We start from the raw sequence: 7,418 nt of genomic DNA on the forward strand, positions 1-7,418 counted from the left end.
AAATGATGGTCTTTATTTTCAACTTATTTAAAATCATAATCTTCTACTTTTAAATGTATATTCATTTCTGTTTTACACAGTTATAGGTACGATTCAACACATAACACTATATCAAATTTCTAACTAAAATTTAATTTCATTATGATCTTAAATTCATTAATGGACTTGATGAAATTGCCTTTTCTAGCAACTCTTTATCATTCATACTTTGTAAGTACCTTTGTGTAACCGAAATTTCCGAATGCCCTAATAACCTAGACAAGGAATATACATCCATATTCCCATTAATTAAAGATTGAACTGCATAGAAATGTCTAAATGTATGTGGAGAAACCCTCTTACCTTCTACGCCCGCTCTTTTCCCAGCTTCTTTAATAATATTGTGAATAGCTACATGGGACATATCTCCACCCGTATAAGATAAGAAATAATTATCTTTTGCATTTTTGTCTTGAAAATATTGTTTCTTCATTCTTTCATACTTTATCAAAATTCTCTTTAAAGCTGGACTTACAAAAACAATTCTTTCTTTATTACCTTTACCATTTACAAGAATAGATGATTCTTTTACATTTACAGATTTCAAACCACGTATTTCCATCGCTCTTAAACCACAATCAGCCAACATCGCAATAATTGTTTTATTTCTTGCTTCTAAATAGTTTTTATACGTGAATGCTTCTACCATCGCTTGCACTTCTTCAATTGTGAAACCTTTTAAAACTTTTTGGGGAACTCTAGGTAAATCAACTTTTGAAGCAATATTCTTTTCTATATACTCTTCTTTAACACACCAAGAATAAAATGCGCTTATTAATTTAAACATTGCTACAATGCTTTGAGGTTGTAATCCACTTTGAGTTTTTACTCTTGCATAAGTCCTAAGTTCAAGTAAGGTAATTTGTTCAAATTCGATAATACCTCTTTCTTCTTTCAGATAAATTCTGAGATGCTTTAGTTCCTGTCTTTTATTAATCATTGTCTTTTTTGTAAATCCCATTGCTTGGCAATAATAAAAATATTCTTCTAACACATCTTCTAATAACACAAAAAACCACTCTCCTTTGGTTAAGTTTCCAATAGAAAAGTGGTTTCGGATTTGTTTAATATTGTATGAAGTAAAAGATTACACATTCTTGATGAAGGATTCACTCTAGAGTGAATTTCATAAATGATATGCCATTCATTTAATTCATAACAATCAATAAACCTTTATATATCAAGGGTTTACTAATTACTTTTGGTTGTTCATAGCCTTCATCATTTGATTAATTTTCTTTTGTGAAGGTTTTTGACCCATTTGTGCCATCATAACTTTTAACATTTGTTCATTGATTGGTGGATTTTTCTTTAAATAGTTCATTGTATATTGACGAGCTATGAAAAATCCAATCGCTACACCAGCAACTAATGCTAGTACTCCGACTAGAATATATAACCACATATTTATTGCTTCCTCCTTAAAATCATCTAGAACAATTTTACTAAAACAAACCTATTAATACAAGAGCATTATGCATTTTTATCTTATTAAATATACTTTTGGTATGCAATTGGTCGTAGCCAACCAAATCTTTCATCCTTAACATCAATTGCAAGAAACGTAGAGCGAAATTTCCTTAAGAGTTCAAAGAAGATCGTTTCAGCATCTAAGCTGCCATTTGCATACAAAATTAATTCACCTGGATTCATTTTTAGCTGCGCTTTCGCACCATCAGCTAGTTCTAGAAGATACTCTCCGGTTTCTTCATGAAAGTAGATTTGATAAGGATTATTTTTGCGAATAAATGTGTGTAGCTCAAATAAAGGTATTGGATCTGTAATATATTGTAATTGTTTTTCAATTATTTTTCTCAATTCTTTTGACGAGTAGTAATATTCGTTCACTAGTTGATATATTTTATGCTCTCTTCCATAAAATTCTATAGAAAGTGGTTCACTTATTAAATAAATTTTATATTCTCGCATAACTTGTCCACTCCTAACAACTATCTGTAAGGAAATTATATAGAATTCCACCTAAAATATTTGTCTTTTTAAGGAATAGAAAATCAACTAGTTTTGTCGAATATTATTTTTTCGTTTACATTTTTAATTTATTTGACCTATTAGCCTAAAACTTTTTTAGCAGCTTCAACAACGTGATCTACAGTGAAGCCAAATTTCTCCATTAATAATCCACCTGGAGCTGAAGCACCGAATGTATCGATTGCAAGTACTTCTCCTTCGAATCCAACATATTTATGCCATCCGAATGAAGAACCCATTTCAACAGCAACACGTTTCGTAACTTCTTTTGGAAGAACTGATTGCTTATATTCTTCAGATTGCTTTTCAAATAAATCCATTGAAGGCATTGATACAACTGAAGCTGAAATTCCTTGAGCCGCTAATTTTTCTTGTGCACCTACTGCTAATTGAACTTCACTACCAGCACCAATTAGAATAATATCTACTTTATCTTGTTTAGCAGGTGAAACTACATAAGCACCTTTAGATACTTTTTCGTACACATCAGATGTCGTACCTTCTAAAACAGGTAAATCTTGACGAGATAGAACTAACATAGTTGGTGAATCTTTTGCCTCAACAGCAATTTTCCACGCTGCTGAACTTTCGTTTCCATCTGCTGGACGAATGACATTAATGTTTGGCATTGATCTAAATGAAGCTAATTGCTCTACTGGCTCATGAGTTGGACCATCTTCACCAACAGCAATACTGTCATGAGTAAATACATAAGTTACAGGTAAGTTCATTAAAGCAGCAAGACGAATTGCTGGTTTTAAGTAATCAGAGAATACAAAGAAAGTAGCACCAAATACATTTAGTCCACCATGAAGTGCCATTCCGTTTAATGCTGCTCCCATTGCAAATTCACGTACACCAAACCAAATATTACGTCCATCATAGCTTTCTCTAGTAAAGTCACCTTTACCGTTCATATATGTTTTGTTAGAACCAGCTAAGTCAGCAGAACCACCAAAGAAGCTTGGTAATACGTTTGCGATTGCATTGATTGCTTCACCAGATGAAGAACGAGTCGCTATTTTCTTACCTAATTCATATTTAGGAAGTGCGTCTTCTAAATTAGTTGAAGTATTACCTTCAATTGCATTTTTTAATTGAGCTGCAAGTTCTGGATATTTTTCTTCGTATTTAGCAAAAGTTGCGTTCCATTCTGCTTCTTTTTTCGCACCAGCTTCAACTATTACATTATTAAAGTGAGCATAAACCTCTTCTGGCACATGGAATGCATTTTCATATCCCCATGCATAAGCTTGCTTTGTTAAAAGTGTTTCTTCTTTACCTAGTGGCTCACCGTGAGATTTAGATTTACCCGATTTATTAGGAGAACCATAACCGATCGTCGTTTTAACTTCAATTAAAGTTGGACGAGATAATTCTTGCTGTGCTTTTTTAACAGCAGCATTAATTTCATCTAAATTGTTTCCATCTTCTACACGAATCACTTGCCAGCCATATGCTTTATAACGATCTTCCACACTTTCAGAGAAAGAGCGATTTAATTCGCCATCTAAAGAAATATCGTTTGAATCGTAAAGAACGACTAATCTTCCTAATCCTAAGTGACCAGCTAATGAAGCTGCTTCAGCTGAAACACCTTCCATTAAATCTCCATCACCACAAATTGTATATGTAAAATGATCTACAACATTTAAATCTTCTTTATTATAAGTACCTGCTAAATGACGTTCTGCTAATGCAATACCAACTGCCATTGAAATACCTTGTCCTAATGGTCCAGTTGTTGCTTCTACACCATGAGTATGTCCAAATTCTGGATGACCTGGCGTGTTACTACCCCACTGGCGGAAGTTTTTAATATCTTCGATTGAAACTTCATAACCTGATAAATGAAGCATGCTATATAGTAACATTGAACCGTGACCTGCTGATAACACAAATCGGTCTCTGTTAAACCATTTTGCATTTTTTGGATTGTGATTCATAAACTTTGCAAATAATGCATATGCCATTGGTGCTGCACCCATAGGCATTCCAGGGTGACCTGAGTTTGATTTTTCGATCGCATCAATTGATAAAGTACGAATCGTATTAATTGCTAATTGTTCAATATTAGTAGACATAAATTTCGCTCCTTTAGCTTATTCATAAATATTATCATATAGTTTCGTATGATTTATTACAATAACTATCATTTAGTTTTAACAATTTTTAGAACTTCTTGTCATAAAATAGAAAAAAAGCAGAAATAAATATTTCCGCTTAGTGTAAATTTCTTTTTCGAATTGCTTTTGCAATTTTTAACTTTGCAGGTGTAATATCGTTACCTTTCTCATCTACTATTTTAATAGAAGTTAATTCATCTACCATACGAGAACGAAAATCAGCTAAATATTCTTTTCTTAATTTTTCTTGCTCTATTTTTTCATCCGGAGTTAATCCTCCAGCTTTAGATTTTTTTGATAATTCATTGATCCTATTTAAAGTTTTAGGTGAAACCATCTTACCTTCTCCTCTCATTGAATGATACGATTCAATTATCATATATTACATTAAAATTGCTTAGCTTTCAATCTTTGAGATTTCACCAATGTACTCATTATATCTTCTATTAACCGTTGCTTTAGAAACATCATAACCAAATCCTCTTAAAGTAGCTGCAATTTCCTCAAATGTTAAATTATTTTGACGTAAACGAACGATTTCAGTAATTGGCAATTCTTTTTTCTCTCGTCCACCACCATTTACACTACCCTCTAGGTTTCTTTCAGGTTTATAACCATTTTCAACAGCTTTTCTCATCCCTCTTTTAATTTTCATATTATGTATTTTTCTTTGATATTCTTCCACTATACTTAAAATTTCAAGAACCATTTCATCACTTTCACTTAATAGAAATTCGCCATTTTGAGATGATGTAAAAAGTTTAATCCCCTCTTTTTTTAAGAAATGTAAAATGGCTATTCTAGCATGCCCACGACCAAGGCGAGTTTCATCTTGAATTAATAAAGCTTCTACTTTATTTTCTTTAATGGATTCAAATAATTCTATTAAACCATCTCTTTCAACGACATAACCGCTTGCTTGTTCGCTTATTGTTTTAAGAATACACATTCCCATCCGCTCACTTAGTTCAGACAGCTCAACTACTTGTCTTTGCAGTGATGTTTCTTGTGAATCCTTAGTTGTACTTACTCTTGCATAGATAATTGCATTCATTAGTTGATCCCCCATACGAACATGAAAACTACTTTTTGAAAAAAACGAACTAACGTTTGTATATATTATCCTATCATGATATAATTAAAAAAATAAAGAGGAACGTATTATCTACTTTACAGGTAAGGGGGAAATTTACGTGAATAAGTTATCTAAAAGACAAGCAGAAATTCTAGCGTATATTAAGGATGAAGTAAAAGTTAAAGGTTATCCGCCTTCAGTTCGAGAAATTGCTGAAGCTGTTGGACTAGCTTCTAGTTCTACTGTTCATGGCCATTTAGAAAGATTAGAACAAAAGGGATTTATTCGCCGAGATCCAACTAAGCCACGTGCTATTGAAATTCTTGGAGACAGTAGCCCAGTTGTAAATGAAGCTCAAGCTGTTTACAGTGAAATATACAGAGACATCATGAATATTCCTGTGATTGGGAAAGTTACTGCCGGTATCCCTATTACAGCAGTAGAGAATGTTGAAGAATATTTTCCTTTACCAACTAGTGTAGCACCTGCAAATGAACAAGTCTTTATGCTTCGTGTTGAAGGTGACAGTATGATGAATGCAGGAATTTTAAATGGTGATCTAGTAATTGTAAAAAAACAATTTACAGCTGAAAATGGAGAAATTGTTGTAGCTATGACTGAAGATAGCGAGGCAACCGTTAAACGCTTCTATAAAGAAAGTGATCATTTCAGACTACAACCAGAAAACGACGCTCTACTTCCTATTTTACTAAAGCAAGTTTCTATTTTAGGTAAAGTTATTGGCGTATACCGTACATATCATTAATGAATTTTGAGGCAATGACATAATCTGTGATTGCCTCTTTATTATCTTTACATAATTCATATAGGCACTTTTCTAAAAGACTGTTTCTTCTTGGATTTTAAAGACAAAAGTTGATTACATCGTTAAAAAAAAAACTGCCTTCACATAAAATCAAATTATTCATAGTAAGGGGTTAATAATGAGTAAGTTTGAATGGAGAAAACATTTAAAAGAAGTTTATCTACCTAAAAATAATCCTGTAGTTATTGATTTACCAGCAATGAAATATTTCACAATTAACGGAACAGGTAATCCGAATTCTGAACAATTCACAGAGTGTATTGAAGCTTTGTATTCATTATCTTATGCCGTTAGAATGATGCCCAAAAAAGGTATTACGCCCAATGGTTATTATGAATATACAGTATTTCCATTAGAAGGATTCTGGGATTTAGATGAAGAAGGAAGAAAATTGGATTATTTAAATAAAGACCATCTCGTTTACAAATTGATGATCCGACAACCCGATTTTGTAACAGAAGAAGTTTTTGAGATTGCAGTTAATAGTGTCAAAGAAAAAAAGAGCCAACTTGATATAGATAAAATAGGTTTTCAAACAATAACAGAAGGTCTATGTGTCCAAGCTATGCATAATGGAAGTTATGATCTTGAACCGGTAACTTTTGCTTTAATGGAACACTTTTGTTCTCAAAACAACTTAGAAAGACTTGAAAAAACACATAAAGAAATCTATATTTCTGACGCTCGAAAAACGCCTCCTGAAAAACTGAAAACAGTCTTAAGGTTTAACGTAAAGAAACTTTAAACAACATCAAAAAAATAAGAGCTTGGCGATCCAGGCTCTTTGTTTTGATTTTCAATTGTTATAATTTACTTTTAACTTCCCTTACTAATACTCCTTTTTGGATACATTTTTTTCTAAGTCTTCCCTGAAAGCTACTGCTAAATAATTATCAATAATACTTCTGGTAATTGGTGATTGAAACACCTGACTATTATATGCACCATCTTTATATTCAATTAGATCAATCGTTTTTTCTATATTCTCATTCGAAATTTCATCATAATATTTAACAAGAACTTCAATTAATGGTTCATCAATTTTAATTTCCAACTCTCTATTGAAAAATACTACTTTTGTATTCGCAAATTCATCAATCATTATATCTAACTCACCATTAGCTGCTTCTATTTCTTTTTTTAAAGACTCTTTCAAATCAGTAAAATATGATTCAAATTTATTACAAAGTTTACCATAGGCATGATTCTCTGAAACTGTCTCTTTATAAATTTCTTTTGTTTTTAAAATGAATTCCTTTTTAAAATCCATAACCTAGCCCTCTCCTCCCCAAATATGATTGGAGTTTTTATACATTCTATTCATTTCACATAGATTAATAGAATAAAAGCCATGAAACTTTTC

At 32.0% G+C, this 7,418-nt stretch carries 9 protein-coding genes; 2 read left to right on the forward strand and 7 right to left on the reverse strand.

What is annotated here, in order from left to right; genetic code table 11:
* Positions 1 to 139 precede the first annotated feature (139 nt).
* From V7056_RS07500 to V7056_RS07525, 6 genes are all read right to left on the reverse strand, one after another.
* The gene (locus V7056_RS07500) at positions 140 to 1,048 is read right to left on the reverse strand and encodes a tyrosine-type recombinase/integrase (RefSeq protein WP_499700701.1); all 909 of its coding nucleotides are present in this window, start codon (positions 1,046 to 1,048) and stop codon (positions 140 to 142) included.
* Positions 1,049 to 1,234: 186 nt separating this feature from the next.
* Positions 1,235 to 1,444, reverse strand: coding sequence for a YneF family protein (locus V7056_RS07505; RefSeq protein ID WP_499700703.1), 210 nt, complete (start codon positions 1,442 to 1,444; stop codon positions 1,235 to 1,237).
* An 86-nt stretch (positions 1,445 to 1,530) separates the two neighbouring features.
* Positions 1,531 to 1,968 carry a sporulation inhibitor of replication protein SirA gene (sirA, locus tag V7056_RS07510; RefSeq protein WP_499700705.1) on the reverse strand — a complete coding sequence of 146 codons (438 nt, stop codon included), beginning with the start codon at positions 1,966 to 1,968 and terminating at the stop codon, positions 1,531 to 1,533.
* A 140-nt stretch (positions 1,969 to 2,108) separates the two neighbouring features.
* Positions 2,109 to 4,112 (reverse strand): transketolase, encoded by a 2,004-nt coding sequence (gene tkt / locus V7056_RS07515; RefSeq protein ID WP_499700706.1) that lies wholly within the window; start codon positions 4,110 to 4,112, stop codon positions 2,109 to 2,111.
* A gap of 139 nt (positions 4,113 to 4,251) precedes the next feature.
* A complete protein-coding gene (locus V7056_RS07520; RefSeq protein WP_499700707.1) occupies positions 4,252 to 4,491 on the reverse strand; it encodes a DUF896 domain-containing protein in 240 nt (79 codons plus the stop codon).
* A gap of 60 nt (positions 4,492 to 4,551) precedes the next feature.
* Positions 4,552 to 5,208, reverse strand: a complete 657-nt coding sequence (locus V7056_RS07525; RefSeq protein ID WP_499700708.1) for a YneB family resolvase-like protein — start codon at positions 5,206 to 5,208, stop codon at positions 4,552 to 4,554.
* A 139-nt stretch (positions 5,209 to 5,347) separates the two neighbouring features.
* Between V7056_RS07525 and lexA the strand changes: the two genes are divergently transcribed.
* Positions 5,348 to 5,995 carry a transcriptional repressor LexA gene (lexA, locus tag V7056_RS07530; RefSeq protein WP_499700709.1) on the forward strand — a complete coding sequence of 216 codons (648 nt, stop codon included), beginning with the start codon at positions 5,348 to 5,350 and terminating at the stop codon, positions 5,993 to 5,995.
* A 178-nt stretch (positions 5,996 to 6,173) separates the two neighbouring features.
* Positions 6,174 to 6,800 carry a GyrI-like domain-containing protein gene (locus V7056_RS07535; protein WP_499700710.1) on the forward strand — a complete coding sequence of 209 codons (627 nt, stop codon included), beginning with the start codon at positions 6,174 to 6,176 and terminating at the stop codon, positions 6,798 to 6,800.
* Between the two features lie 84 nt (positions 6,801 to 6,884).
* Here the strand turns inward: V7056_RS07535 and V7056_RS07540 are convergent, their stop codons facing one another.
* Complete coding sequence (locus V7056_RS07540; RefSeq protein ID WP_499700711.1) at positions 6,885 to 7,325, reverse strand: hypothetical protein; 441 nt, start codon at positions 7,323 to 7,325, stop codon at positions 6,885 to 6,887.
* Positions 7,326 to 7,418: the final 93 nt, after the last annotated feature.

This window comes from Bacillus sp. JJ664, assembly GCF_036962205.1.
Lineage (GTDB): Bacteria > Bacillota > Bacilli > Bacillales > Bacillaceae_G > Gottfriedia.

Excerpts from the sequence above, each read along its gene's own strand:
- V7056_RS07505 (WP_499700703.1), bottom strand. The coding sequence starts at position 1,444 with ATGTGGTTATATATTCTAGTCGGAGTACTAGCATTAGTTGCTGGTGTA.
- sirA (WP_499700705.1), bottom strand. The coding sequence starts at position 1,968 with ATGCGAGAATATAAAATTTATTTAATAAGTGAACCACTTTCTATAGAA.
- tkt (WP_499700706.1), bottom strand. The coding sequence starts at position 4,112 with ATGTCTACTAATATTGAACAATTAGCAATTAATACGATTCGTACTTTA.
- V7056_RS07520 (WP_499700707.1), bottom strand. The coding sequence starts at position 4,491 with ATGGTTTCACCTAAAACTTTAAATAGGATCAATGAATTATCAAAAAAA.
- V7056_RS07525 (WP_499700708.1), bottom strand. The coding sequence starts at position 5,208 with ATGAATGCAATTATCTATGCAAGAGTAAGTACAACTAAGGATTCACAA.
- V7056_RS07535 (WP_499700710.1), top strand. The coding sequence starts at position 6,174 with ATGAGTAAGTTTGAATGGAGAAAACATTTAAAAGAAGTTTATCTACCT.
- V7056_RS07540 (WP_499700711.1), bottom strand. The coding sequence starts at position 7,325 with ATGGATTTTAAAAAGGAATTCATTTTAAAAACAAAAGAAATTTATAAA.